Source organism: uncultured Stenotrophomonas sp., from assembly GCF_913778665.1.
GTDB lineage: Bacteria > Pseudomonadota > Gammaproteobacteria > Xanthomonadales > Xanthomonadaceae > Stenotrophomonas.
On record NZ_CAJYVQ010000009.1, the window covers coordinates 85,716 to 107,983 of the forward strand.

Genomic DNA, 22,268 nt, shown 5'->3' on the forward strand with positions numbered 1-22,268 from the left:
TGCCCTGCTGGGCAAAACAAAAGCCCCCGCCAGACCTGCGCCCGGCGGGGGCGTGATGACCCTGATCCGCTCGGCGGATCAGTTGGTGCCGGTGGTACCGGTAGTGCCGGTGGTGCCGGTGGTGCCGCCCGGACCCGGAGGCGTGGTGCCGCCACCATTGTTGTTGCCCGCATCGTCCTTGCTGCTGTCCGCAGCAACGCTGTACAGCACGCCAGCGGCAGCAACGCCCAGGCCAACGGAAGCGACAGTGGTCAGGGTGCCAGTGGCGGCGGCGCCAGCAGCTTCTGCACCAGCGACTTCAGCGCTGGTTTCCGCAGCGGCAACCTGAGCTTCCTGGGCAAACACCGGCGAGGACAGGCCCAGCAGGGCCAGTGCGGCAATCATCTTCTTCATCTACGGGGTCTCCTACTCCGTGAGGTAAATTTTCCGTTGTTATGTTGGCCGCTATTCATTTCCCCTGTCAAGGAAAGTGAAGGAAATGTGTAATTGCGTTCGCACTCTTCAGCGGTGAGGGTGGATCTCTGCTCTTCCCGTGATGAATTTGGCCAGCGCGATTACCGCGTCGTGGGTGCGAAGGTCGGGCAGGGCGACGGGCAGGATCATGCCGGCAATCAGGGCCGCGGCAACGGCCAAGGTGCTGGCGTGGCGGGAGGGCGGTGCGGCGTTCAACACCGCTGTGCTCCCGCCCAGTCCCAGCGCCAGCCCGGCGATGACTTCCGACAGGCTGTGCGCATGCAACGGGATTCGTGACCAGGCGATCGCGACGGCCAGCAGCACGCCGCCGAGCACGCCGATGGCCCGTGCACGCCTGCCAGGACCGGCAAGCAGCGCGCCGACGACCGGATAGACGACGCTGGACATGGCTGCATGCCCGGAGAAGCCGGTGAACTGCAGGCTCTTGATGCCGATGCCCCACCCCATGAAGGCCAGCTTGGAGGAAAGCGTCACGGCGGCAACGGCCGCGATCGCAAGCATCCATCTCCACTTCAGGCGCGCGTCGGTGCGGGGCAGGGAGAGCAGCAGCACCAGCGCCATCGGCAGCAGCCAACGGCTGTCGCCGAGGGTGGAGAGGGTTCGCCAGACGTCCGACATCCAGTTCTCACGGCGTTCGGCGGGCCAGCATAGCCACTCCGACGGAGTAGCAGAACGATGCGCGCTTGGTCCATTCAGCTGGACGCGGTATCCTTTGCCGCTGCCAATGGCCCCGTAGCTCAGCTGGATAGAGCGTCCCCCTCCTAAGGGGAAGGTCGCCCGTTCGAATCGGGCCGGGGTCACCAGAATCAATAGCTTAGGCAGGCTCAATGGGCGGAATTTCCCACTGTTTCCTGCATATCCACAGGATTTGGTCCCAGTGGTCCCAGCGCTCTCAGCCGCGCGGATCAATACCTGAGCTTCGCCACAGCACCATCGTCGCCTTCCGGCGTCAGATGGGCGTAGTACTTCTCGGTCGTGGCGTAATCGGCATGGCCGGCCAGGATCTGCACCCGCCGCAACGGCACCCCGGCCATGACCATGTGGGCGCAGAAGGTGTGCCGTAGGCGGTGGAGGCTGCCACCGATCCCCGCACGCTTGGCATCCGATGCGAACCAGTCGGACACCGTGTCCTTGTGCACGGTCACCAGTGGGTCGGGTAGGTGGCGAATTGCCCAGCGCGCATACCGGTTGAGCGGCACCTCGCGCCACTTGCCGGACTTCGTACGGCCCTGGCCGTCTTCGTCCGGGTCGCTCTCGACTCTCAGCCTGCGCCCGGCTACCGAATCCTTCCCCAATCCAACCAGTTCACCGCGGCGCAGCCCCGTGTGCGCCATGAACAGCCACAGAGGTGCACGGCCAGGATTTGCCCGGTACAGCTTGCGCATCGCGGCCCGGTCATAGAACCGCACCGCCACGCTGCGGACGCCGCGCGGCGCCTGGGTCTCTTCCAGCGGGTTGAAGTCCAGTTCTTTCCACTTCACGCCACGCCGGAAAGCAGCCTGCAGCCTGCGCACTTCCTTCCCTACGGTCTCCGGTGCCACCTTGTCCTTGGCCAGGCGATCCGTCTTGTAGGACTCCATTTCCATCGGGCGCAGGGTGTCGATAGGGCGGTGCCCGAAGCGGGCAACGAACAGTCGAACCTCGCTCTTTGCCTTTCCGTGCGTGGTGGGGTGCTCGGCCTTGTACCAGTCCAGGTACGCCTCCAGGAAATCCCTGACAGTGGGCAGCCGGGGGAGGATGCGTACCCCATGGGTCAGTTCCGCTTCTTTCGCTGCTCGTACGCCCTCAGCCTCGCGTGGGCTGACGCGACCAATGGCGACACGGCTTCGCTTGCCGCCTTCCCGCCAGTTGAGGTACGCGGCGCCATCGCGCCAGAAGATTGTGACCTTGACCATTGCTTGGAGCCGTAGATTGCAGAGTAGAGGGCCGCCTTCTCGTAGAGCTTCTTGCCCATGAAATTTCGCGGTTCGATGCCGTAGTCGGCGATGTTCGAATCGAACTGGCTTCGTGACACGCCGCAGTAGTGCACGGCCTCGTCTACGGTCAGCCAGTCCTTTCCGACGATGTCCAGCTTTTTAGCTGCTCCCATCGGGCTCTCCTTCAGTTCGCCGCCAGCGCCGCGCGCTGGGCCTTGGGTTTGCGCTCGGCCAGGCCGAGCTGGAACTGCAAGACGTTGTCGGCCGCCGCAGGCACCGCAGCCGGGCGCGCGCTGCGCTCGGGTCGGTTAAGTCGACGCCACGCCGCAATGGCCTTGTCGGGATCGGCATGCTTGCTGGTCGACCTGCAGGCGCACTCGACCAGATGGCCGCCGCCGGCGGAGGCGCAGCGCTTGTCGTGGATGTGGCGCGCGCGGTGGCCGGCGGCGCAGCTCGGCAACCCTTCCGGGTGGCTGATGTGTTCTTGGGTCATGGCTTATTGCACTCCTCGATGTGGGCTTCGAGCTTCTCGATCAGGAAGGTGGCTTCGGTGGCCCGGCGGCGGCGTTCGTGCGTGCTGAGCGGCATGTGGCCGGCATCCCGGATCCACTTCAGCGGCTCAAGGAACCAGCTCGGGTCGACGGGCAGCAGCTTGCGCGGGTCGACCTTCGTGTCGGGCGGGAAACAGTCCGGGCCGGCCCAGTCCTCGCTGATCCCGCAACGCGTGCACATGCGCCGCTGGAAATCGTGGACCTTCTCGGGCTGGATAACGCGCGGTGTCTCGAACAGTGCGCGGACAACGAGCCCACGCTGGTGCGCGGCGTAGACGTGCCCTGCGTCGGCCTGCATCCAGCATCCCGGGCCGTGATCGTCCTTGTGGCGGTACTCCCAGCGCACTGGCTGAGCGGTGTAGAGCGCTTTCAGCAAGGTGTCAGCCCAAGCGCGCACCTCGCGCCCGTCAACAGCGGTGGCCGGATCGACGCGACGCATGGCAGAAACAACCGCGGCGACAGGCGATGATGCCTTGGTGGCCTCGACAGCCGTGGCCGGGGAAATGGGTAGTGGTGCGGTCATGCGAACAGGTCCAGTTGGTCCGGCAGTGCCGGTGCGCGCGGCGGTGCCGGCACTGGGGCGGGAGCGGTGGCGCGCATGCGTGCGCGCTGTGCAGCGTTGAAGGCGAAGCAGAACCCGAGGCCGTGTCGGCGCGCCCGGCATTCGGTCAGCAGCACGCGCGCTGTGTGCTTGGCCTGTGCAGCGGTGAGCAGCTTGTCAGCCAGGGGGTTCCTCCGAGGGCCCAATCGGCGTGGCAGAATGCCGATCGATCCTCAGGGGGGCGGTGACATGATTTTGATTTATCTTTATTTGCTCTATCTTCTGGATTGGAGCTTTGTGGCAATGCGTTGGCGCGGCGTCAGCCCATGCATGCAGCTGGGTGTAGGAGACTGCGTCGTGTGGTGGGACGGATGGGCGGTAGCCATGTCCTTCGTGGGAATACTTGCCACCGTATTCTTGGGCGTGGCCACGATCGTTCTTGGCATTATTGCGAATGCGAACAGTGCCATGGCAGCGAGCATTTCTCTTCGAACTGTCCTCGGACAGGAGGCGGCGACTGCTGCTGAGAGGGATTTGATTCTTGTGAGAATTCAGGCCGAGGTCGCTGCGGTTGACGTGGTTTGCCAAGCAATCAAGGAGATATTCACGGATGAAGCCTACGCGGAGTTTTGTAAGTCCTCCCAGGCGCGAAGCACCGCTCATGCGCTGGTCAAGCAGCTTCGACTTCCCGTGACGAAGGGTCTTACGCCTCGTCTCCACACTCTGAGCTGCAAGGAGGCACTCTATTTGGCGCGCTCGCTCGGAGCATGCGACACACTGAGACAAAGCTGGCAGGGAGTTGAGGGCACGGATGATCCGAAGCAGCTCAAGATGCTCTGGAACTCGCTCAGTCACTATCGAACGATCCTCTCCCACGATCTTTCCGAGATTAGGAAAGTGGCATCGTCCGCCGTGGCGAAATCTGGAATCACTAGCGACGCCCTTGCGGCAGCGCTTGGTATTGACCCAGCTGCAATCAAAAGCTCCGCTGAGGCGATCTAGGCGCGCCATCGGGTGCGGTCGCAGAGGTTTCTTGACGGCAAACTTCTTTGCCGTCGTCCACTCGCCTCTGAAAGCTGAGTTGTAGACTACTGGCTGACACACGAGATGAACTCCTGGGATGGGTTGCCGGCTGTTGGAACCCGGCCGGCGCGGGTTCCCTGCGCTACAGGGGGAGAGCGCAGGGCAGGGGGTCAGTGGGTGTCGTCAGCGATCAGCGGCGCGCGCTGTCGTTCATCGCTGCGGCGCTGCATTTCGGCCTTGAACGCCGGCCAAGTGGTGTTGAGGTCTTCCCAGCAGCGCCATGCGAAGAACACGGCACCGATGGCGCAGGCCAGTGCGACCTGGTCGGTGTGGTTGCGCAGCGCCCATGCGAGCAGGGCGAGGAGCAGGCCGACGACGGCGGCGCAGAAGAAGGGCAGGGCCAGGTGGCGCATTACTCGGTCTCCTGTTCGTTGGTGGGCTCGGCCGGCGCTGGCGCCGGGCCGACGGGCGGGGTGATGGGCGGGATGCCGACGGCCATGGCGGCGAAGAAGTCGGGATCCGTCATGGGGCACCAGCTGCAGTGATGTGGCGCTCTACCCACGTCCGCATGCGAGTCCATCGCTGCTCCGGCGTTTCGTTGTCCCAGCGCCACTCGCCGTCGTTCTCGTGAACGATCTCCGCCGCCATCGCTTCGGCGATGCCAAACGCCTTGCTCACGGCCTCGCGGTCGTTGGGGTCGAGGCCGGTCATGTCCAATCCGCGCTTGGCGCCGATCACTCCCAGCGTGCAGTGGCAGCCTGTGCTGTCCTGCAGCTCTTCGGCGATGAGGCGCTTTTCTGGCATCGCGTCGAGGGCGTCGCGCAGCTCGATCAGGAACTCCTGCCCGCGCTTGCCGCGCAATGCGGAAGAAACCGCGCCGCGCCAGCAGATCAGCGGCCAGGTGTCGCAGTCGTCGCTGTAACCGCTGCGGCTCATGCAGCACCGCCTTGGGCGCGCGCTGCGCTGCGGACGGCAGCGACCGCGCCCGCAGCGCTATGGCCATGCCGCAGGACGGCATTGGCGGCGATGCTCGCGGCGACGACGACCTGGTAGGGGAGGAGGCCCCAGCGGCGCCCGGCGCGGGCGACGATGCCTGCGGCGGCCGCCGCGCGCTGTGCGCTGGAGTGGTGGGCGAGGGCGGCGTTCACGCGGCCACCGCCTGCTGGAGCGCCAGCGGCTTGGAGCGGGCGATGGTGGCGGTTTCGGTCGCGCCTTCGTCGATCGCGTCGGCGCAGACGGCCAGGTGCTCGGCCAGTTCGCGGGCCTCGGCCGAGGTCAGGCTGAGTAGTGCGGCGTCGCCGACCTGGACGACAACGGTGCCGGCGTGGGGCCGGGATTCGACGCGAGCTGCGCCGCGGCTGGTGCTGGTGATGGCTGCCATCTTTCTCTCCATGCCTGGGCCCGGAGGGGCCGCTTCTGAGGTGGCGCGGAAAGATTAGGGGCGCTAATGCATCCTGTCAATAGGGGCGCTTATATCGCGATTCGTGTTTTTTCTGAACCTGGTCAGGGATAGCGACGTGTCGGAGGAAGCTTCCACCAAAAACCCCGCCTTAGCGGGGTCTGTAGTGCCAACGTTTCTGCGGCAAATCAGCGAGAGCCTTTCATGCAGGCCAAGTATGCGTCATTCTCGAAATCACGGGTCGCCGTCTGCTGATTCTTCTCGACCGACATGCGCGGACGGTCATAAGCATCCATGATCATTTGGTGCATGACGGGAGCAATAGCCGGGTCAACATCCTTGGCCAGGTCCATCACTCCAGACATGGGTACGCCTGCCTGCCGTCCATCCATCACTGTGCGTGCATACTCCGAGACAACCTTGCAGAGCTCCGTCTTACTGAATGACTCCTCCCGCTTGTCCGACGCTTGGGCAGCGATGGCTGGCCGAGAACTCGAAGTTTCGGGGGAGCTGGGCGATCGGTTCCAGAGAGCGCCAGCTGCCACAGCAGTAACGACTACACCGGCAGTGAACGCAATCAGCAATTTGCCGAGGCTTGCGGTATCCATTCCCATCAGTCTGCCCATCCTCCAATCCAGTGAACGCGGCCGATCACAGTGATCGGGTGGCGAGTGGAAACCATGGGCTTAGGCTTACGCCACTGATGGTCGCCATGCGGGTTATCGCTCTCGAAGTACACGCCCGTGTCTAGAACCATGGCGCGTTTCACAAAATACTCTGGGTTAGCCATCCCGTTGACCTGGATGACGTAAAGAACCCCATCGACCACACGCGTATCCGATGTATCGAACAGGATTGCATCGCCGTCTTTTATGGTCGGCTCCATGCTGTCGCCCTTGCCGTAGTACACGGCAAGGGCGCGGCCATAGATACCGCGCCGGCGCAGGCTCGTCTTCTTGAACTTGAGACTATGGGTCTCGGCGTACTCCGTCGCCTCTGCACCGGCTCCGAGGCCGGCTGCCTGGGCGTATCCGACGATATCGTCCCAAGCGTCGTCCGACGGAGCAGGGGAGGTGTACTGTTGCTCGGGCAAGTCTCTTCGAATGTCCGTGTCCTCAATTCCCAAAGCTGCCGCGAACACCTTGAGCGTCCGGTAGTTCATCGGGATCTTGCCATTGAGGTACTGGCTGACGGCGCCTTGTGTGATTCCAAGTTCGTGAGCCAGCTTCTCTTGAGTGATTCCGAGTGAACGAGCCCTGTCGGCCCAGGCCGCTTTCAGCCGCGCAGCGGCCGCTATGTCGGCTGAGGTCGGCTTCGCTTTGCGAGAAGTTTCCATATCAGGGACGCTAATTAATACGTTCATGATTTGCCAATAGCGGCACTATTGACCTGAGTATGAGTGCCACTCATACTCCGGGCATGGACATCCCCACCTACCGAAAAGAGAAGGGCCTGTCGCAGTCGGCGTTCGCCGCCTTGCTGACAGAAACGGGTACGCCTGCCACTCAGGGCCTTGTCTCCCAATGGGAGAACGGAACAACGGCCATTAAGGCCGAGCGGGCTATTCAGATCGACCTCGCGACCGGTGGCGCGGTGAGTCGCTTCGAGCTGCTTCCAGCTGTTTTCGGTCCGAAGCCTATGCAGGATGTGCCGCGCGCCGTGATCAACCAGCTGGTCGATTGCCGCATGAGCAAGCGCGCGCTGCGCGCCCGGCTTGGCCTGTCGACGGACAAGCAGCTGGCGACGGTGCTGCAGCTGCCGACCGAGCAGGTCGAGTCCTGGGCGGAAGAGGGCGCATTGCCTGGACTGCCGCAGATCCAGCGCCTGCTGGGCGTGCAGGAGCAACCGCAGGCGCAGCCGGCGCCGTATGACCCGGACGAAGACCGTTACGCCCCCCTGGAGGTGGCCTGATATGCGCGCGCTGAAGCGACGACTTGCGATCCACCGCCGACTGCTGGCCTTCCAGCAGTGGAGCGGGCTTGCTCGAAAGCTGAGCGATCCGCAGGGCATAGCCGTGCCCCGCCTCAACATCGTCCAGCTGCCGAGCGGCAGGATGGTCTGTCTTGGGGTTACGGCTTCTGAAGCCCCAGTCGGACGTTGTTCGCCACAGCCAGAAGCTCTCCTGCCACGCGCTGATGCTCCGCCACTGTTGTCTCTGAAAGCGGTGATTGCAGAAGGTCTGCGGCGATTCGTTCGTTGGCTGCAGCCAGGTTCGCCGTGAGCACGGCCGTCGAGTTCTCGCGGTCCGCGAGCATCTGGAACAGCACCCCGTGCACCGCGTTCAACCGGCCGATGAGGATGTCCAGCTCCTGCCGGTGCGCAACTGCCTCCCTTTCGAGTCGTTCGATCCGAGCCTTGTCGTCCATGTCGCCCTCCTTGCGGGCTGTTCGTGTGGAAACGCCAGCGTAGCGCAGGGAGGGCGACGCCCGTCGTCCGTGAGTTGTTGATGTCCATGGCGCACATGTTGCGCCGCAGTAGTGCCCACGTATCCATTCGAGTCCCTATCCCATGAATGTCACCGATGCCGCTTACGACACGGTCCACCAGTACCCCGGTGGAAGTGAGGCTTTGGCGCCCAGGCTGGGCATGTCGGCCGCGGTCCTTCGCGGCAAGGTCAACCCGAACACCGACCGCAACCTGCTGAGCCTGCAGGAGGCGGATGCGCTGATGGCGCGCACTGGCGACTTCCGCATCTTGCACGCGCTGTGCGCGCAGCACGGTTTCGTGGCGCAGCGCAGCGATGCCCCGGAATCGGGTTCGCTCATCAGCGCGCTGCTGCAGGCGGCGGCAGCCAAGGGGGATCTGGCCGAGTTGGTTTCGGCGGCGCTGGACGACGGCAGGATCTCGCCGAACGAGGCTGACGCGATCGCGCGCGGGTGCGCGGCGGTGATGGCCAGGCTGGTGCAGGTCAGCCAGCACGCCGAGGCGGCAGCAGAGCGGGGTGGGGCATGAGCACGATCAACCACCCTGCGCGCGCGAGCGATCTGAGCACCAGCCACGACGCGGCTCACTACGTGGTCGCCAGCGGCCTGCAGGCGCACCAGCACGACCAGAGCGCCAAGGCGGTTACCGACTATCCGGGCATGACCAGCAACGAGCTGGCGCAGGCCACGGGCCTGGACCGCTACATGCTGGCCCGCCGCCTGCCTGAGCTGATCAAGGCAGGCCGCGTGTGGCGCGGCCCCAACAAGCCGTGTCCGGTCAGCGGCCGCACCGCATGCACCTGGTGGCCGGTCGCGCCGGGTCAGAACCTGGCCCTGGGGATCTGACGTGAGCGCACGAGTTACAGGCATGGTCTTCGACCGCTACCCGAATGGCGGCGGCGAGATGCTGCTGGCGTTGGCCCTGGCCGACCACGCGCACGACGACGGCACGCACATCTTCCCATCCGTCGCGAGGCTGGCAGCGAAGACTCGCCAGTCCGCCCGTACCGTTCAGTACCAACTGCGGGCCATGGAAAGCTCCGGATGGTTGGTACTGGTCAACCGTGGCACCGGTGGGCGGCAGGCTGGCGGGCTGATGGGATTGCCCCGAGAGTATCGAATCAACCCCTCGTGGATTAAGGGTGCAGAAATTGCACCCTTTGAGAATGGTCATGCTGGCGCAGACCTGAATACACGGCCCGAAACGAACGGAGAGGGCGCAAAGGGTGCAGATTTTGCACCCTTAGACATCGGGTCAAAGGGTGCAAAACAGCGCGGCAAAGGGTGCAAAAAAGCGCATCTAAGGGTGCAAAACGACGCATCTAAGGGTGCAACAGCTATTGCACCCGAACCAAAAGCAACCAAAAGCAACCAAGAGCAACCCTCACACCGCGCGTGTGAGCGCGAGGCCGATCCGCTGGCGCTGACCACCGAGCAGGTAGACCGCGAGCTGGCCGGCTTCGGCAGCACGCCCACCGGTGTCGACCGCGAGTTGCTGGCCAGGTTCGTCCGCCACCGCGCCGCGATACGCCGCCCGCTCTCTGTCCAGGGCTGGCTGCAGGTCCGCCAGCAGCTGCTGGACCTGGTCGCTGCCGGCCACGACCCGAACGAATCCCTGAAGCAGACGATGGCCGCCGGCCTGGCGCTGCCCGTGATCCCTGTCGCCCAGCCATCCGCAGGAGCAACCCATGCAAGCCCTCAACACGGTTCTGCCGACCGCACCGAGCAGCTCGAACAGCAGTTCTACGCCCAACGCCGAGGCGGTGGCCACGATGGCGGCGCTGGGTTCGAGCCAAGCGATGTCGTCGACGCCGAGTTTGCCGTCGTCGGCTGAGCCGCTGACCGAGGTGCAGTCGGCCTACCTGTGGGAGTTCTGGAAGCAGATGACGGCCATGTTCCCGGGCAAGTGGGAGCGCGAGAACGGCGCGGCGCCGTTCAAGAAGGACGGGAGCCTGACCATCGCGGCCGGCACGTGGTTCCAGGTGCTGAAGGGCCGCAGCCGGGCACAGCACGCGCGCGGCATGGCCTGCTGCTTGACCGAGGGCAGGGAGTGGCCGCCGAACCCGCCGAGGTTCCTGACGATGTGCCTGGACATTCCAGTCATGGCGGCGGTGGAGCGGGAGATGGCACCGGGCCGGCCGCAGAGCGGCTTCACCGTGCTGGTGCGCTCGCTGCTGGACCTGCACGTCTACGCCTCGGCCGACCACGGATCTCAGCAACGGCGGATGTTGGAGGAGGCCTACACGCGCGCTGTCCAACACGTGGTCGACGGCAAGCCGCTGCCGCAGCCGTTCCTGGCGATCGAGCAGGAGAAGCACGGCGTGCGGCCGGTGCGTGACCGGGAGTCGGCGCGTGCTGCGATGGAGCGGGCAGCGGCCGAGCTGAACTTCGATGGTGACTGAAGCGGAGCTGGCCCAAGCCGAGCAGGCCGGGCGCTGGGCGCGGGATGCCTGCCGCAGCCGGGAATCAGCACCGCGGTACGAGATGGGGCAGGACGGTGTGACGCGGCGGCGCCGCTGGCAGGCCGGGTGGGACGAACGAGACGAGCAGATCAGGAGGAAGCGGGGATGAGCCATATGGGAACTACTCAGCACACCATGCGCAACCCGGGCTGGCCCGATCCAGGCGCGCAAAGCACGCTCCTGACGACTGCGATCAAGTTGGTGCGCATGTACAAGGACGATGTGCCAAGTGCCGAGAAGATTCGGCAAGACTTCGGCGTTAGCCGCGCAACGGCGTATCGGTGGAGAGCAGCACTGAAGGCCGCGAATCTCTCGGAGGTGAGCCTATGATGCGCACCTTCCTCATCGACCCGCCGAACAACCGCAACTGGCCGCAGGCGGTCTCCAACGTCGTGCGCGCCATCAACGAATGGCTCAAAGGCGGCCCGGTGCAGATCACCCTGGACGAGCCGAAGCGGACGCTGGACCAGAACGCGGCGATGTGGCCCGCGCCGAGCGACATTGCCAAGCAGGTGCCGCTGGTGATCACCCGCCGCGACGGCAGTACCAGGCAGGCCACGTCCTACGACTGGAAGGACGTGCTGACCGCAGCGTTCGAGGAAGAGACCGAGTGGGCGCCCGGCCTGCGCGGTGGCGTGGTGATGCTCGGCGCCCGAACCAGCAAGTACAGCCGCCGGAAGATAGGCGACTTCCTCACCTTCATCCACGCCGAGTTTTCGGACCGGGTGCGCGGGTCGGACAGCGCTGTGGAACGACTTGCGCAGTTCGCGCCGACCAAGAGGAGGGTTGCGTGATCACCTCAAAGTCGAGGCTGCAGGCCGAGGAGCTTGTCAAACTCTCCAATTACTTCGGAGCAGCTGGCCTGTATCTGCCTCAGCGCTTCGGAGTAATGCGCGTGGTCTTCCTTGCTGCGCAGGAAGCGTTTAGTCCCATCTGTGCCGGCTACGCCTATCTCGCGGGCCTTGAGCGAAAAGCCTATCGCCTTCGTGGCTGGTCCAGAGGCCGGTCCCATAACATGCAGGTCTCGAATGCATTCGTAGATAGGCTGAGGGATTGCATGCGAGTCAACCCCGAACAGCGGGTTGTAGGTTTCTCGGGGCGTAGCTTTCTCCTTCCAACGCACGAAGTCTTTGTAGAGGAGCGCGGCCATGCTCCGAGCATTTGCGAGATCGTCTTCCTGCTTCTGAAAAATCTCGGCGCGCCGCTGCCATCGTGCAATGAAGGCGGCAGCAAGAATCGCTCCGATACTGCCAAATGCCTGAACCCAAGCCGGCCATACTTGCCCAGCATCCTTGTCGACGTAGATGCGCACGGGGTCAAACCCCATTGCATAAGACAGGCCTACGCCAGCAACGATGGAAGCTCCGAGCCACCTCACCGTCTTCCAATTGATGGGCCGCATCTCACATCCCCTGTGTTGAATGCCGAGATTGTATGCGGGGGGGGAGCCTGATGCACGGCAACTACCGTGATCGAGCCCTGCTGGACCTCGCCTACCAGCTCAACTGCACCCTGCAGATCGAAGGGGTGTGCGAGGGAGGCCCGGGCGAGCCGTGCCACAGCAACCAGTCCCGCCACGGCAAGGGCGGCAGCATCAAGGCGCACGACTGCTTCTTCGCCAGCGGGTGCCGGAGCTGTCACCGCGAGTTGGACCAGGGGAAGCGCTTCACCCGCGAGGAGAAGGCCGAGATCTGGCAGCGGGCGCACGACCTGACCATGTTGCAGCTTTGGCAGCAGGGCTACCTGCGGGTGCGCGCATGAAGGAGCTGATCCTGCCGTGGCCGAGCAAGGACCTATCGCCGAACGGCCGGGTTCACTGGAGCGGAAGGCAAAGGCCACGAAGCACGCCCGGCAGACGGCCGTGGTGCTGGCGCACGAGGCGGGTTGGCGCGCGCTGCAGCTGCCGGCGGGGAAGCTGCACCTGTGGGTGAGCTTCCACCAGGCGCCTGGGAAGGCGCTGCCGGACGACGACAACATGCTGGGGCGGTTCAAGGCGTACCGAGACGGAATAGCCCAGGTGCTGGGCATCGACGACAAGCGGTTCATCAGCCATCCGGTTGTGAGCAGCGAGCGCCGGCCGGGCGGCCAGGTGGTGGTGCGGATTACGGGCGGGCCGGCGGCGGCCGGCCACTCAACGACAGGGGAACGGGCATGAATCCACGAGAGACGATGGCGCGGCTGGGGCCGAGCACGGTGAAGTTCGACATCGGCCGGGGAGGCGGGAAGCCCGACCTGACGAACCAGGATATTGCCGCGGCCCTGGGCATGGTGCCGGCGGGGCTGGGTCGGGAGCTGCTGGAGGCGTGTTGGTGGCCGGATGGTGCCGCGCTGCGACGGCACAAGCTACGGGACGCGGTAATCGCGCTGGTGACGCCGGAGCTGCAGCGGCAGCAGCGCCGGTTGGCTGAGGCACGGACGGACCTCGGCCTGGCCGAGGTGTGCATCGGCTGGGGCGGAGCGGCGACGGCCGAGCAGCGGGCGAACCGTGACGCCGCCCAGCAGCGGCTGGGCCGAATCAAGGCTCAGTGCTGGCCGATCAGCACCTTGGAGTCGCTGCCGACCTTGGCAGCGGCAGTGATCAGCGAGATCGCCCAGCGGCCGCATTGCGCGGCCTGCGAGGGCAGGGGACATAGAATGTCATGCGACCTGCGGGTCATCTGCAAAGCCTGCGGTGGCTCAGGGCTCGGCCAGGTCAGCGACCGGCGGCGCGCTGCTGCGCTGGGTCGCGACGAGTCCAGCTATCGGGAGCGTTGGCGCGGGGTCTATGAGTGGATGCTGCAGCGCTTCACCGAGGCTGAGCAAGAGGCTGCTTGGCACTTAGCAAGGTGCCTTGATCGAGATCCCACTGAATTCGCATAGAATTCGCCCTTAAAGGGGAGGGATCCATGGAGCAGTTTTTTTCTGACACAGCTGCGGCCGTAGCTGCCGCAGTCCTCGTGGCACTGACTGTCTGGCTCGCGAACAAGATTCGGAACTATCGACTCGAATCGAAGCTTATGAATGCCTTGCCGACAAACGGCGTAGGCATCTCTTACGATCAGTTCGGGCGTCCAATTGACCTGACTGTGCAGTTGGCTAACAAGTCATCGGCGATGATCAGAGTGAGAAAGCTGGTTATCGTGACTGACTCCTTCCCGATCAGTTTCCACCCGGATGGATCAGTGGCAAAGTCGCAGAACCCGCTGGACAATGAAATTCGCGCAGAGAAGTTTCCAAGAAGAGTCATCATAAGGGGAAGCATTCCTGATGATGAAGTGGCCGGCTCCATGATCCTTCCGCCACTTTGCCTCGGGATATGGAAAACGGACTCCAGTTTCCCGATGAACAGAGAAATAGTCGTAAGTCATGCGTTCATTGTGTTCGAGTACCCAAACTTGTTGGGCCAATCAACTCTTGTACGCATCAAGGTTGAAGGCAAGAAGTTCGCTCTCGTGAAGGAACGGGTCGAGTCGACGAACAACAATGCATTCCATGGAATTGTCGACCCGATGATTGCTGATGCGGCAGGCTTGGCGGTGCGGGGTTGATGCCCCCGCACTTCAGCAGGTAGATTCACTACTATCGCGCACGACCTGACCCCGGCCATCCAGCCGGGGTTTCCATTTTCGGACCCCGCCATGATCCTGACCGCCTCGACAATCCAGCAGGCGGTCGGCTGCAGTGCCGCCGTCGCCGCCCAGTGGGCTCAGCCCCTTGCCGACGCCTGTACAGCGTTCGGCATCAGCACCCCGAAGCGGGTGGCAGCGTTCCTGGCGCAGGTCGGGCACGAGTCGGCGAGCCTTACCCGGACCGTCGAGAACCTGAACTACGGTGCGCAGGGCATGGCCGACACCTGGCCCAGCCGCTACGCCGTTGACCCCAAGGCCAAGCCGAGAAAGCCGAACGACCTGGCGCGCGCGCTGGAACGGAAGCCGGTTGCGATCGGCAACAACGCTTACGCCAATCGGCTTGGCAACGGCTCGGAGTCGAGTGGCGATGGCTACCGCTATCGCGGCCGTGGTCCTATCCAGAACACGGGCCGGGCCAACTACGCGGCCATCCGCGACGCTCTGCGTGCGAAGGGCATCAAGGGCGTGCCTGACTTCGAGGCCAGACCCGAGGAACTGGAGCGGCCGAAATGGGGTGCCCTGGCCGCCGGAGCATTCTGGGATGCCCGATCCCTGAACAAGCTGGCGGATGCCAGCCGTTTCGATGAGATCACCGAGCGAATCAACGGTGGGCAGACCGGCGCGGCTGACCGAAGGGCACGCTACGCCCGCGCGCTGAAGGCGCTGGCCGCATGACGCCGAAGAAGAAGGGCGCCAAGTTGTCGCCGGTCAACCAGCTGCAGGGCGTGCTGGTGGTGCTGGAGAGTCAGAAAGCCAAAAGCCCCACGGCGGAGCTCCTGCTGGCAATCCGCGAGATGGTCAGCGATGCGCTCGCCGTCCTGCAGGAGCCTGATCCGACCAAGCAGCGAATCGCATTCGTGCTGCTGGCAGTTCAGCAGTCCACCCAGGTGGCCATCAAGGAGGTGCGCGGCAAGCGCCTCACGCGCGTGACCATCATCGACCAGCAGCTCTACCACTGGGCGCTGGAGGAAATTCATTCACTGGCAGGTGCCGCATGACCTTCGCGACCCGCAACATAGGCGCCGCTCGCGTCGGCATTGCCGTGCTGGTGCTGTTCCTGCTTGGGATGGCCATGGCCGCCCTGATCGCAGTGGCCATTCCGCCGGAGAACAAGGACTCGTTCGGCATGCTGATCGGTGGATTGAACAACGCGACCGGCATGGTCATCGGCTACTTCTTCGGCATGACCCGCAAGGGCCCGGGAGCCTGAGATGAACCGAATTGCCATCCACCTTCTGGTGTTCGTCGCCTGGTCTGCTGGCATGTTCGGCGCAGGCTGGGCCTGGCGCGGTGACCGGGCTGAGACCGTGGACGCCCGGCAGCTGGCTGGCGCCAGCGCTGCCCAGGTCGAGCAGATCAACCAGACCCGTGCCGTAGAGCACAGCCACGCCGAGGCGTTGGCCACCATCGGAGCCAAGCATGAAGAAGACCGGACCGCGGCCACGGCCGTCCCTGCTGCTGTTGTTGCTGGCGTGCGCGATGGCAGCATCCAGCTGCGCGACGACCTCGCCACCTGTAACACCGCTCGCCTGTCCCAGGCTGTCGCCGGCACCATCGAACGTGATGCGCACGCCGAACTACGAGCAGAGGTTGCGGGAGCTGTTGTTCAAGTCGGCCGAGACGCAGACGACCACATCAGTGCCAGCCAAGCCGTCATCGCAGCAGACCGTGCCGAGGTGACGCGATGAGCCTGCACGACCGGCTGCGCCGGATCGAGCTGCAGCAGGAAGAGCAGCGCCAGGCCACCGCCAGGCTTGAAGGGAAGGTTGATGCATTGTTGGCTGCGCTGGCAGCTGAGGGCGAGGAAGAGCAGGACGAGGCAGCCCGCAGCCTGGACGGTGAGCTGGTGCCAGGCGAGCGCGACCAGTCGCAGAGCCTGGGCTGATGGCCAGCTTCCCTCGTCGACATAGACCGATGCCGCAGCTGGCTCCGGTACACGTCGCGCAAGCACCGCAGGAGAACTACGGCAAAGGCCGAGGCGGCAGGCCGTGGCGTCGCAAGCGCGATGCGGTGATGGCACGTGACCTGTACCTCTGTCAGCCATGCCGTGCAGCCGGTCGCATCCGCCAGGCAGAAGAGGTTGACCACGTTGTGCCGCAGGCGGAAGGCGGCACGGACTCCTTGGACAACCTGCAGGCAATCTGCTGCGCGTGCCACGGCACCAAGACCAAGGCAGAGGCGGCACGAGGCGCGAATCGCTCTCATCCGTACCTCTCGAAACGATGAATGCGATTGATTCCCATCAACTGCCCCGGGGGAGGGGAAAAAGTTCGAAGCGCTCCCCTCGGACACCGGCCGCTCAGTCGTTTTTTCGCACCGTCAATTCAGAAAATTCAGTTTTTGAGGCCTGTCTATGTCCCGCCCCCGCAAGCCGACAGCGCTGAAGGTGGTGGCCGGCACCGACCGGCCTGACCGCGAAGCGCCTGCCGCGGCTGAACTCCCGCTGGTGTCCGATGTGCCACCGGCACCGGACTGGATGCCCAACGCACACGCGCGTAAGGAATGGGAGCGCCTAGCTCCGATCCTCCACGCAAACAAGCTCCTGACCGAGGCCGGCCTGTCGGCGCTCGGCCAGCTCTGCGCTCTTCATGGAAAGACCGTCCAGCTGTACGCCGCCGGCGAGGCGCCGGTTGCATCGATGGTTGCCCAGCTGCGTGGACTGATGAACGACTTCGGCCTGACGCCAGTGGCGCAGGGAAAGGTGAAACCCAATGGCGACACGGAAAAGCCGGGCAACGCGTTCGCCGCGCTCGGAAAGCCCCGCGCCGCCGGAAAATGACTACGTCGATGTTGCGATCGGATATGCGAAGGCGGCAGCGGCTGATAGGAGAGGGAGGTTCGGCCGGCTGATCAAGCTGGCGGCGAAACGGTTCCTGGACGATCTGAAGCGGGCGAAGAAGAAGGGAGCGCCATTCTCCTTCTCACGCGATCACGCCAATCACGCTTGCAGCTGGATCGAGCTTCTCCCGCACGTGGAAGGCAAGTGGGAGACGCCGGAGATCCGGCTTCACCCGTCCCACGTGTGGTTCGTGGTACAGCTGTTCGGGTTCCGCAAGCCAGATGGAACACGCCGCTTCACGTCCGCATTGTTCGCGGTGGCGCGCAAGAACGCGAAGTCGACGCTGTCGGCGGCCATCCTGCTCTACTGCGAATGCTGCGAAGAGGAAGAAGGTGCGCAGGTCATTTCAGCGGCTACCACTGGCAGCCAGGCGCGCATCATCTTCAACGTGGCTAAGCGGATGGCCGAGAAGAAGGCCGATCTGCGGGAGGCCTACGGGCTGGAGTGCTGGGCCAATGCGATCAGCCGGGTCGAGACCGGCGCGACGTTCAAGCCGATCAACGCCAAGGCATCGACGCAGGACGGCCTGAACCCGTCCCACGTTGGCCTCGATGAAATCCATGCGCACAAGACGCCTGATCTGCTGAACGTGTTGCAGTCGGCGGCTGGTGCTCGGCGGAATCCGCTCTGGTTGTTCACGACTACCGAGGGGTACGCGAACCCCGGCCCTTGGTCGGAGATTCGGCAGTTCGCCACGCAGCTGCTGGAAGGGGTGTTCGGCGATGCGGCCGACCACTTCTTGGCGATCTTCTTCGCGGTGGACAAGGATGACGGGGACTTCGACGAGAGGGCCTGGCATAAGGCCAACCCGTTGATGGACGTTAACCCCCACCTGCTGGCGGCGATCAGGAAGGAATCGATCGAAGCGAAGGCGATGCCTTCGAAGCTCGCTGAGTTCCAGATCAAGCGGCTGAACCGGCCTGCTGCAGCGGCAAACGGCTTCATCCTGCTGCCAAAGTGGAATGCCTGCCATGGCGTGGTCGATCTGGACGCACTGAAGGACGTTCCCTGCTGGGGTGGGCTTGACCTGGCCAGCACGCGCGACCTTGCATCGCTGCGGCTGGTCTGGCGCTTGGACGACAAGATCCTCACTTGGGGACGGCGCTGGGTGCCCGAGTCCGCGGTGGCACAGCGAACCGAGCGCGGCACTGTCCCGTATGCGGGCTGGGTCGCGGCCGGGCTGCTGGAGCAGACCGATGGCGAGGTCACCGACTACGCGGTGATTGAGCAGGCGGTTCTGGACGTGCACGAGCGCTTCAACCTGCAGTCGCTTGCGTTCGACCGCTGGAACGCTACCGAGATGGTCAGCCGCCTTGTTGCGGCGGAAGTCCCACTGGTGGAGTTCATCCAGGGCACGAAGTCGTACCACCCCGCGATGGTAGAGCTGGAGCGCGCCTACATCGGGAAGCGGTTGGTGCACGACGGCGACCCTGTACTGGCCTGGTGCGCGGCCAACCTGGTCGCTCGCAAGGACGTGAATCTGAACATGGCGCCGGACAAGCGCCGCTCCGCGGACAAGATCGATGACATGACCGCGTTGCTGATGGCCCTCGGTGTGAGTCTGACCACCAGCACTGAGCAGCCGATTGACGATTTCCTAAATAGCCCGGTGATCGGATGATAATGACGAAGAAGCCAGGGCGCCTGCGCGCTGCTGCGCTCAAGTGGCTCGGCGTTCCGATCCACCTCACTGATGGCGACTTCTGGGCAGAGTTCTTTGGAACGGGCTCGGCGGCGGGTGTGGCGGTGAACCATCAGACCGTGCTGAAGCTTTCGGCCGTATGGTCATGCGTTAGGCTGATCTCGGAGACAATTTCTACGCTTCCGCTGTCGATGTACGAGAAGACGAGTAGCGGTAAGCGAGTGGCCAGCCAACATCCGCTGCAGTTCATCCTGCACGATCAGCCCAACGCAGACACGACCGCTGCTGTCCACTGGGAGGCGAGCGTGGCGGCCATGTTGCTGCGCGGTAACGCGCGCTGCGAGAAGCTGATGATTGGCGGCCGATTGGTGGGCCTGCAGTTTCTGCATCCAGACCGGGTGACTTGGTTCCGGCGCGACGGGATCAAGGTGTGGAGGTACACCGACGAGAACGGCCTCCAGCGGGAGATCCCGAACGATCGCGTTTGGAGCATCCCTGGGTTCTCCCTGGACGGTAAGGAGGGGGTATCTGTCATTGGCTACGGTGCGGAGGTATTTGGCGCCGCCATCGGCGCTGACATGGCGGCAAGTTCAACGTTCTCCAAGGGACTGCTGCCGACCACGGCTATTTCCTACCCGAGCACGCTTAAGCCCGAGCAGCGAAAAGAGGCGAGGGAAACGTTGGAAACGCTTAGTGGGGCCGTGAATGCTGGGCGACCAGTCATTCTCGAAGCGGGGTCCGATATCAAGACGATTGGTATCAACCCGGCCGACGCCCAGCTGCTCGAATCACGTGCTTTCTCGGTAGAGGAGATCTGTCGCTGGTTCCGTGTTCCTCCGTTTATGGTTGGCCACGCCGAGAAGTCAACCAGTTGGGGCACGGGCATCGAGCAGCAGATGATCGGCTTTCTGACATTCACGCTTGGCCCCTGGCTCCGCCGGATTGAGCAGGCGATTAGCAAGGACCTTCTAACACCCTCCGAGCGCACCCGGTTTTACCCGAAGTTCGCAGTCGAAGGGCTTCTTCGCGCCGACAGCGCTGGGCGAGCTTCCTTCTACGCGGCCATGGTGAACAACGGCATCCTGACCCGCGACGAAGTACGCGAGCTGGAGGATCGCGAACCGATGGGTGGAAACGCCGCGGTGCTGACGGTGCAGACCGCTCTTGCACCGCTGGACAAACTTGGCCAGGCCGAAGACGGCAATGCTGCTCGCGCATCAATGCGCGCATTTCTTGGCGTTCCCGACGCCGCCAGTAAGGAGTAATCGATGACCATCCGTGCAACCCCGGACGTTCCGAGCGGACGGCCGCAGATTGATGTGCGCAGCTACATCGCACCATCGGCGTTTGATCGCTGGGATTCCAGCATCCGCGCTGCAGCTGAGGATCAGGAAGACCGGACCATCGGCATCTACGACGTGATCGGCGAGGACTGGTGGACCGGGGGCGGCTTCACTGCCAAACGCATGTCTGCGGCACTCCGTTCGCTGGGCAAGGGGCCGGTCACCGTCGCCATCAACTCTCCGGGCGGCGACATGTTCGAAGGGCTGGCCATGTACTCGATGCTTCGCGAGCACCCGGGCGAGGTCACGGTGAAGGTGATGGGTATCGCGGCATCTGCCGCCTCCATCATCGCCATGGCCGGCGACCATGTGCAGATTGCACGTGCGGGCTTCCTGATGATCCACAACTGCTGGCTCCTGGCCGCAGGCAACCGCCACGAGCTGCGCGAGATTGCTGACCAGCTGGAGCCATTCGACCAGGCAATGGCCGACGTGTACGCGGCCAGGACCGGCGAAGACCTCAAGGCTATGCAGAAGCTCATGGATCGCGAGTCCTACATCGGCGGCAGCGCTGCCGTTTCCCAGGGATTCGCAGATTCGCTGCTCGATTCCGACGAGATCGGCAAGGCCGATGACAGCAAGAACGCCTCTGCGGTGCGCCGTATGGAGGCCGCTCTGCGGGCCTCTGGCATGCCGAAGTCCGAGGCCATGCGGCTGATCAGTCAATTCAAGTCCAGCGCGGGTGATCCCGCTGGCAGCGGTGAGGGCGAGCCCACCGAACACGGCCAGCGTGATGCTGCCGGCTTCACGACCACTGCGGCGCTGGCCGCCAACCTCACCACCATCCTGTAAGGAGAGCCTCAATGGCCCAGATCGACGACGACATCAAGAACATCAACTCCAGCCTGGAGAAGGTGAACGAGCAGCTGAAGAAGCACGCGGAGCAGGCGAAGGCCGATATCAGCGCGCATGCACAGCTGTCCGAAGAAACCAAGGCCAAGGTCGACCAGCTGCTGGTCACCCAGGGCGAGCTGCAGGCCAACCTGCAGGCTGCCCAGCAGGTCATTGCCAAGCTGGAGCAGGGCGGCGGCGCGCCGGCCAAGGCCCTGACCATCGGCGAAGTGGTTGCCGCGTCCGATGCCTGCAAGAACTTCAACCCGGGTATGCAGGGCAGCTTCACGGTCAAGGCGGCTATCACCCGCGAAGACGCCTCGGCCGGCACCCTGATCCAGCCGCAGCGCGTGCCCGGCGTGGTTGCAACGCCGAACCAGCGCCTTTTCATCCGCGATCTTCTGACTTGGGGGCCCACCTCCTCGGACAGCATCGAGTACGTCCGCGAGACCGGCTTTACCAACAGCGCGGATGTGGTGGCCGAGAACCCGACCAATCCGAAGCCGGAGTCTGACCTGGCGTTCGAGCTGGACTCGGCCAAGATCGCCACCATCGCCCACTGGATCCGCGCGTCCAAGCAGGTTCTGCGCGATGCCAGCATGCTGCAGGCCTACATCAACGGCCGTCTGATGTACGGCCTGAAGCTGAAAGAAGAAGCGCAGCTGCTGAAGGGTTCGGGCGTGGGCCTGAACATCAATGGCCTCTACACCCAGGCCACGACCTATGCGAACCCGGGCGTGACCGTGCAAAACGAGACGGCCATTGATCGTCTGCGTATCGCCATGCTGCAGGTGACCCTGGCCGAGTACGAAGCCGATGGCATCGTGCTGAACCCGATCGATTGGACGACCATCGAACTGTCGAAGACCACCGAGAACGCCTACCTGTTCGCCACGCCGCGTGGCCTGGCCGTTCCCGGCCTGTGGGCGCGCCCGGTCGTGGCTACCAAGGCCATGGATCTGGGCGACTTCCTGACCGGTGCGTTCAAGATGGGTGCTCAGGGCTGGGACCGCGAGCAGGCGAACATAACTGTCTCCAACCAGGACCGCGACAACTTCGTCAAGAACATGGTCACCATCCTCTGCGAAGAGGACGTGGGCCTGACCGTCTTCCGCCCCGAGGCATTCGTGAAGGGTGGCTTCGACGGTCTGCCGGTCACCGACGGCGCTGGCGCCGGCGGCTGATGCCACGTGGCGCCCGGCAATGCCGGGCGCTG

Annotated in this window: 33 protein-coding genes, 1 tRNA gene and 1 pseudogene; 22 read left to right on the top strand and 13 right to left on the bottom strand. The window is 64.1% G+C overall.

What is annotated here, in order from left to right; genetic code table 11:
• Positions 1-78: 78 nt before the first annotated feature.
• Complete coding sequence (locus tag QZ853_RS12565) at positions 79-393, bottom strand: hypothetical protein (protein WP_295573682.1); 315 nt, start codon at positions 391-393, stop codon at positions 79-81.
• 108 nt (positions 394-501) lie between these two features.
• On the bottom strand, positions 502-1,092 hold the full coding sequence (locus QZ853_RS12570; protein WP_295573686.1) for a phosphatase PAP2 family protein: 591 nt from the start codon (positions 1,090-1,092) through the stop codon (positions 502-504).
• 108 nt (positions 1,093-1,200) lie between these two features.
• Between QZ853_RS12570 and QZ853_RS12575 the strand changes: the two genes are divergently transcribed.
• Positions 1,201-1,277, top strand: a tRNA-Arg gene (locus QZ853_RS12575).
• A 102-nt stretch (positions 1,278-1,379) separates the two neighbouring features.
• Here the strand turns inward: QZ853_RS12575 and QZ853_RS12580 are convergent.
• The 3 genes from QZ853_RS12580 to QZ853_RS12590 all read right to left on the bottom strand — a co-directional run bounded on the left by QZ853_RS12580 (position 1,380) and on the right by QZ853_RS12590 (position 3,464).
• Entirely contained in the window at positions 1,380-2,369 is a 990-nt protein-coding gene (locus tag QZ853_RS12580) for a tyrosine-type recombinase/integrase (protein ID WP_295573689.1), read from the bottom strand.
• Positions 2,370-2,574: 205 nt separating this feature from the next.
• A complete protein-coding gene (locus QZ853_RS12585; RefSeq protein ID WP_295573691.1) occupies positions 2,575-2,883 on the bottom strand; it encodes a hypothetical protein in 309 nt (102 codons plus the stop codon).
• Positions 2,880-3,464 (bottom strand): hypothetical protein, encoded by a 585-nt coding sequence (locus QZ853_RS12590; protein ID WP_295573693.1) that lies wholly within the window; start codon positions 3,462-3,464, stop codon positions 2,880-2,882. Before QZ853_RS12590 ends, QZ853_RS12585 begins: the two co-directional genes overlap by 4 nt.
• Positions 3,465-3,701: 237 nt before the next feature.
• Between QZ853_RS12590 and QZ853_RS12595 the strand changes: the two genes are divergently transcribed.
• Positions 3,702-4,484: a hypothetical protein gene (locus QZ853_RS12595; protein WP_295573695.1), complete on the top strand. Its 783-nt coding sequence runs from the start codon at positions 3,702-3,704 to the stop codon at positions 4,482-4,484.
• A 191-nt stretch (positions 4,485-4,675) separates the two neighbouring features.
• Here the strand turns inward: QZ853_RS12595 and QZ853_RS12600 are convergent, their stop codons facing one another.
• From QZ853_RS12600 to QZ853_RS12625, 6 genes are all read right to left on the bottom strand, one after another.
• Positions 4,676-4,918 carry a hypothetical protein gene (locus QZ853_RS12600; protein ID WP_295573698.1) on the bottom strand — a complete coding sequence of 81 codons (243 nt, stop codon included), beginning with the start codon at positions 4,916-4,918 and terminating at the stop codon, positions 4,676-4,678.
• A gap of 109 nt (positions 4,919-5,027) precedes the next feature.
• Complete coding sequence (locus QZ853_RS12605) at positions 5,028-5,441, bottom strand: hypothetical protein (protein ID WP_295573700.1); 414 nt, start codon at positions 5,439-5,441, stop codon at positions 5,028-5,030.
• Positions 5,438-5,653, bottom strand: coding sequence for a hypothetical protein (locus QZ853_RS12610; protein ID WP_295573702.1), 216 nt, complete (start codon positions 5,651-5,653; stop codon positions 5,438-5,440). Before QZ853_RS12610 ends, QZ853_RS12605 begins: the two co-directional genes overlap by 4 nt.
• On the bottom strand, positions 5,650-5,886 hold the full coding sequence (locus QZ853_RS12615) for a hypothetical protein (RefSeq protein WP_295573704.1): 237 nt from the start codon (positions 5,884-5,886) through the stop codon (positions 5,650-5,652). The genes QZ853_RS12610 and QZ853_RS12615 overlap by 4 nt, the downstream gene beginning before the upstream one ends.
• Before the next feature lie 206 nt (positions 5,887-6,092).
• On the bottom strand, positions 6,093-6,530 hold the full coding sequence (locus tag QZ853_RS12620) for a hypothetical protein (protein ID WP_295573706.1): 438 nt from the start codon (positions 6,528-6,530) through the stop codon (positions 6,093-6,095).
• Positions 6,518-7,267, bottom strand: a complete 750-nt coding sequence (locus QZ853_RS12625; RefSeq protein ID WP_295573709.1) for a S24 family peptidase — start codon at positions 7,265-7,267, stop codon at positions 6,518-6,520. The genes QZ853_RS12620 and QZ853_RS12625 overlap by 13 nt, the downstream gene beginning before the upstream one ends.
• A 56-nt stretch (positions 7,268-7,323) precedes the next feature.
• Here QZ853_RS12625 and QZ853_RS12630 point away from each other — a divergent pair, with 56 nt between their 5' ends.
• Positions 7,324-7,815, top strand: a complete 492-nt coding sequence (locus tag QZ853_RS12630; RefSeq protein WP_295573712.1) for a YdaS family helix-turn-helix protein — start codon at positions 7,324-7,326, stop codon at positions 7,813-7,815.
• Between the two features lie 158 nt (positions 7,816-7,973).
• Here QZ853_RS12630 and QZ853_RS12635 read toward each other — a convergent pair whose 3' ends face one another.
• Entirely contained in the window at positions 7,974-8,270 is a 297-nt protein-coding gene (locus QZ853_RS12635) for a hypothetical protein (protein ID WP_295573715.1), read from the bottom strand.
• Between the two features lie 142 nt (positions 8,271-8,412).
• Here QZ853_RS12635 and QZ853_RS12640 point away from each other — a divergent pair, with 142 nt between their 5' ends.
• From QZ853_RS12640 to QZ853_RS12660, 5 genes are all read left to right on the top strand, one after another.
• Positions 8,413-8,856, top strand: coding sequence for a phage regulatory CII family protein (locus QZ853_RS12640; protein WP_253086113.1), 444 nt, complete (start codon positions 8,413-8,415; stop codon positions 8,854-8,856).
• Positions 8,853-9,173, top strand: coding sequence for a MarR family winged helix-turn-helix transcriptional regulator (locus QZ853_RS12645; RefSeq protein ID WP_345777904.1), 321 nt, complete (start codon positions 8,853-8,855; stop codon positions 9,171-9,173). The genes QZ853_RS12640 and QZ853_RS12645 overlap by 4 nt, the downstream gene beginning before the upstream one ends.
• Positions 9,174-9,195: 22 nt before the next feature.
• Positions 9,196-10,161 (top strand): helix-turn-helix domain-containing protein, encoded by a 966-nt coding sequence (locus QZ853_RS12650; protein ID WP_295573721.1) that lies wholly within the window; start codon positions 9,196-9,198, stop codon positions 10,159-10,161.
• The gene (locus tag QZ853_RS12655; RefSeq protein ID WP_295573724.1) at positions 10,127-10,729 is read left to right on the top strand and encodes a hypothetical protein; all 603 of its coding nucleotides are present in this window, start codon (positions 10,127-10,129) and stop codon (positions 10,727-10,729) included. Before QZ853_RS12650 ends, QZ853_RS12655 begins: the two co-directional genes overlap by 35 nt.
• A 386-nt stretch (positions 10,730-11,115) precedes the next feature.
• On the top strand, positions 11,116-11,583 hold the full coding sequence (locus QZ853_RS12660) for a recombination protein NinB (protein WP_295573726.1): 468 nt from the start codon (positions 11,116-11,118) through the stop codon (positions 11,581-11,583).
• Positions 11,584-11,588: 5 nt separating this feature from the next.
• Here the strand turns inward: QZ853_RS12660 and QZ853_RS12665 are convergent, their stop codons facing one another.
• Positions 11,589-12,101, bottom strand: a complete 513-nt coding sequence (locus tag QZ853_RS12665) for a hypothetical protein (protein ID WP_295573728.1) — start codon at positions 12,099-12,101, stop codon at positions 11,589-11,591.
• A 140-nt stretch (positions 12,102-12,241) separates the two neighbouring features.
• On the opposite strand from QZ853_RS12665, the gene QZ853_RS12670 reads away from it, so the two are divergent.
• The 14 genes and pseudogenes from QZ853_RS12670 (at position 12,242) to QZ853_RS12735 (ending at position 22,236) form a co-directional block, all read left to right on the top strand.
• On the top strand, positions 12,242-12,550 hold the full coding sequence (locus QZ853_RS12670) for a nuclease domain-containing protein (protein ID WP_197628464.1): 309 nt from the start codon (positions 12,242-12,244) through the stop codon (positions 12,548-12,550).
• Positions 12,547-12,944 (top strand): annotated as a pseudogene (locus tag QZ853_RS12675) (hypothetical protein). Before QZ853_RS12670 ends, QZ853_RS12675 begins: the two are co-directional and overlap by 4 nt.
• Positions 12,941-13,648, top strand: coding sequence for a hypothetical protein (locus QZ853_RS12680; RefSeq protein ID WP_262222122.1), 708 nt, complete (start codon positions 12,941-12,943; stop codon positions 13,646-13,648). Before QZ853_RS12675 ends, QZ853_RS12680 begins: the two are co-directional and overlap by 4 nt.
• A gap of 26 nt (positions 13,649-13,674) precedes the next feature.
• Positions 13,675-14,316, top strand: coding sequence for a hypothetical protein (locus tag QZ853_RS12685; RefSeq protein ID WP_262222121.1), 642 nt, complete (start codon positions 13,675-13,677; stop codon positions 14,314-14,316).
• Between the two features lie 90 nt (positions 14,317-14,406).
• Positions 14,407-15,072, top strand: a complete 666-nt coding sequence (locus tag QZ853_RS12690) for a glycoside hydrolase family 19 protein (RefSeq protein WP_295573736.1) — start codon at positions 14,407-14,409, stop codon at positions 15,070-15,072.
• The gene (locus tag QZ853_RS12695; RefSeq protein ID WP_053462892.1) at positions 15,069-15,395 is read left to right on the top strand and encodes a hypothetical protein; all 327 of its coding nucleotides are present in this window, start codon (positions 15,069-15,071) and stop codon (positions 15,393-15,395) included. Before QZ853_RS12690 ends, QZ853_RS12695 begins: the two co-directional genes overlap by 4 nt.
• A complete protein-coding gene (locus tag QZ853_RS12700) occupies positions 15,392-15,607 on the top strand; it encodes a hypothetical protein (protein ID WP_043034789.1) in 216 nt (71 codons plus the stop codon). Before QZ853_RS12695 ends, QZ853_RS12700 begins: the two co-directional genes overlap by 4 nt.
• A 1-nt stretch (position 15,608) precedes the next feature.
• On the top strand, positions 15,609-16,085 hold the full coding sequence (locus QZ853_RS12705; RefSeq protein ID WP_295573742.1) for a hypothetical protein: 477 nt from the start codon (positions 15,609-15,611) through the stop codon (positions 16,083-16,085).
• Entirely contained in the window at positions 16,082-16,282 is a 201-nt protein-coding gene (locus QZ853_RS12710; protein WP_295573744.1) for a hypothetical protein, read from the top strand. Before QZ853_RS12705 ends, QZ853_RS12710 begins: the two co-directional genes overlap by 4 nt.
• Positions 16,283-16,750: 468 nt before the next feature.
• The gene (locus QZ853_RS12715) at positions 16,751-17,176 is read left to right on the top strand and encodes a P27 family phage terminase small subunit (RefSeq protein ID WP_043034793.1); all 426 of its coding nucleotides are present in this window, start codon (positions 16,751-16,753) and stop codon (positions 17,174-17,176) included.
• Complete coding sequence (locus QZ853_RS12720; protein ID WP_295573747.1) at positions 17,109-18,857, top strand: terminase TerL endonuclease subunit; 1,749 nt, start codon at positions 17,109-17,111, stop codon at positions 18,855-18,857. The genes QZ853_RS12715 and QZ853_RS12720 overlap by 68 nt, the downstream gene beginning before the upstream one ends.
• 2 nt (positions 18,858-18,859) lie before the next feature.
• Entirely contained in the window at positions 18,860-20,143 is a 1,284-nt protein-coding gene (locus QZ853_RS12725) for a phage portal protein (RefSeq protein ID WP_295573750.1), read from the top strand.
• Positions 20,144-20,146: 3 nt separating this feature from the next.
• On the top strand, positions 20,147-21,013 hold the full coding sequence (locus QZ853_RS12730) for a head maturation protease, ClpP-related (protein ID WP_295573753.1): 867 nt from the start codon (positions 20,147-20,149) through the stop codon (positions 21,011-21,013).
• An 11-nt stretch (positions 21,014-21,024) separates the two neighbouring features.
• Positions 21,025-22,236 (top strand): phage major capsid protein, encoded by a 1,212-nt coding sequence (locus tag QZ853_RS12735; protein ID WP_188218816.1) that lies wholly within the window; start codon positions 21,025-21,027, stop codon positions 22,234-22,236.
• The last annotated feature ends 32 nt before the right edge of the window (positions 22,237-22,268 follow it).

Coding starts and splice junctions, on each gene's coding strand:
- QZ853_RS12605 (WP_295573700.1), bottom strand. CDS start 5,441: ATGAGCCGCAGCGGTTACAGCGACGACTGCGACACCTGGCCGCTGATC.
- QZ853_RS12625 (WP_295573709.1), bottom strand. CDS start 7,267: ATGAACGTATTAATTAGCGTCCCTGATATGGAAACTTCTCGCAAAGCG.
- QZ853_RS12580 (WP_295573689.1), bottom strand. CDS start 2,369: ATGGTCAAGGTCACAATCTTCTGGCGCGATGGCGCCGCGTACCTCAAC.
- QZ853_RS12735 (WP_188218816.1), top strand. CDS start 21,025: ATGGCCCAGATCGACGACGACATCAAGAACATCAACTCCAGCCTGGAG.
- QZ853_RS12705 (WP_295573742.1), top strand. CDS start 15,609: ATGAACCGAATTGCCATCCACCTTCTGGTGTTCGTCGCCTGGTCTGCT.
- QZ853_RS12670 (WP_197628464.1), top strand. CDS start 12,242: ATGCACGGCAACTACCGTGATCGAGCCCTGCTGGACCTCGCCTACCAG.
- QZ853_RS12640 (WP_253086113.1), top strand. CDS start 8,413: ATGAATGTCACCGATGCCGCTTACGACACGGTCCACCAGTACCCCGGT.
- QZ853_RS12655 (WP_295573724.1), top strand. CDS start 10,127: ATGTCGTCGACGCCGAGTTTGCCGTCGTCGGCTGAGCCGCTGACCGAG.
- QZ853_RS12565 (WP_295573682.1), bottom strand. CDS start 393: ATGAAGAAGATGATTGCCGCACTGGCCCTGCTGGGCCTGTCCTCGCCG.
- QZ853_RS12710 (WP_295573744.1), top strand. CDS start 16,082: ATGAGCCTGCACGACCGGCTGCGCCGGATCGAGCTGCAGCAGGAAGAG.
- QZ853_RS12730 (WP_295573753.1), top strand. CDS start 20,147: ATGACCATCCGTGCAACCCCGGACGTTCCGAGCGGACGGCCGCAGATT.
- QZ853_RS12650 (WP_295573721.1), top strand. CDS start 9,196: ATGGTCTTCGACCGCTACCCGAATGGCGGCGGCGAGATGCTGCTGGCG.
- QZ853_RS12725 (WP_295573750.1), top strand. CDS start 18,860: ATGACGAAGAAGCCAGGGCGCCTGCGCGCTGCTGCGCTCAAGTGGCTC.
- QZ853_RS12615 (WP_295573704.1), bottom strand. CDS start 5,886: ATGGCAGCCATCACCAGCACCAGCCGCGGCGCAGCTCGCGTCGAATCC.
- QZ853_RS12595 (WP_295573695.1), top strand. CDS start 3,702: ATGCCGATCGATCCTCAGGGGGGCGGTGACATGATTTTGATTTATCTT.
- QZ853_RS12685 (WP_262222121.1), top strand. CDS start 13,675: ATGGAGCAGTTTTTTTCTGACACAGCTGCGGCCGTAGCTGCCGCAGTC.
- QZ853_RS12660 (WP_295573726.1), top strand. CDS start 11,116: ATGATGCGCACCTTCCTCATCGACCCGCCGAACAACCGCAACTGGCCG.
- QZ853_RS12645 (WP_345777904.1), top strand. CDS start 8,853: ATGAGCACGATCAACCACCCTGCGCGCGCGAGCGATCTGAGCACCAGC.
- QZ853_RS12585 (WP_295573691.1), bottom strand. CDS start 2,883: ATGACCCAAGAACACATCAGCCACCCGGAAGGGTTGCCGAGCTGCGCC.
- QZ853_RS12620 (WP_295573706.1), bottom strand. CDS start 6,530: ATGGGCAGACTGATGGGAATGGATACCGCAAGCCTCGGCAAATTGCTG.
- QZ853_RS12680 (WP_262222122.1), top strand. CDS start 12,941: ATGAATCCACGAGAGACGATGGCGCGGCTGGGGCCGAGCACGGTGAAG.
- QZ853_RS12590 (WP_295573693.1), bottom strand. CDS start 3,464: ATGACCGCACCACTACCCATTTCCCCGGCCACGGCTGTCGAGGCCACC.
- QZ853_RS12635 (WP_295573715.1), bottom strand. CDS start 8,270: ATGGACGACAAGGCTCGGATCGAACGACTCGAAAGGGAGGCAGTTGCG.
- QZ853_RS12690 (WP_295573736.1), top strand. CDS start 14,407: ATGATCCTGACCGCCTCGACAATCCAGCAGGCGGTCGGCTGCAGTGCC.
- QZ853_RS12715 (WP_043034793.1), top strand. CDS start 16,751: ATGTCCCGCCCCCGCAAGCCGACAGCGCTGAAGGTGGTGGCCGGCACC.
- QZ853_RS12600 (WP_295573698.1), bottom strand. CDS start 4,918: ATGCGCCACCTGGCCCTGCCCTTCTTCTGCGCCGCCGTCGTCGGCCTG.
- QZ853_RS12720 (WP_295573747.1), top strand. CDS start 17,109: ATGGCGACACGGAAAAGCCGGGCAACGCGTTCGCCGCGCTCGGAAAGC.
- QZ853_RS12570 (WP_295573686.1), bottom strand. CDS start 1,092: ATGTCGGACGTCTGGCGAACCCTCTCCACCCTCGGCGACAGCCGTTGG.
- QZ853_RS12700 (WP_043034789.1), top strand. CDS start 15,392: ATGACCTTCGCGACCCGCAACATAGGCGCCGCTCGCGTCGGCATTGCC.
- QZ853_RS12630 (WP_295573712.1), top strand. CDS start 7,324: ATGGACATCCCCACCTACCGAAAAGAGAAGGGCCTGTCGCAGTCGGCG.
- QZ853_RS12695 (WP_053462892.1), top strand. CDS start 15,069: ATGACGCCGAAGAAGAAGGGCGCCAAGTTGTCGCCGGTCAACCAGCTG.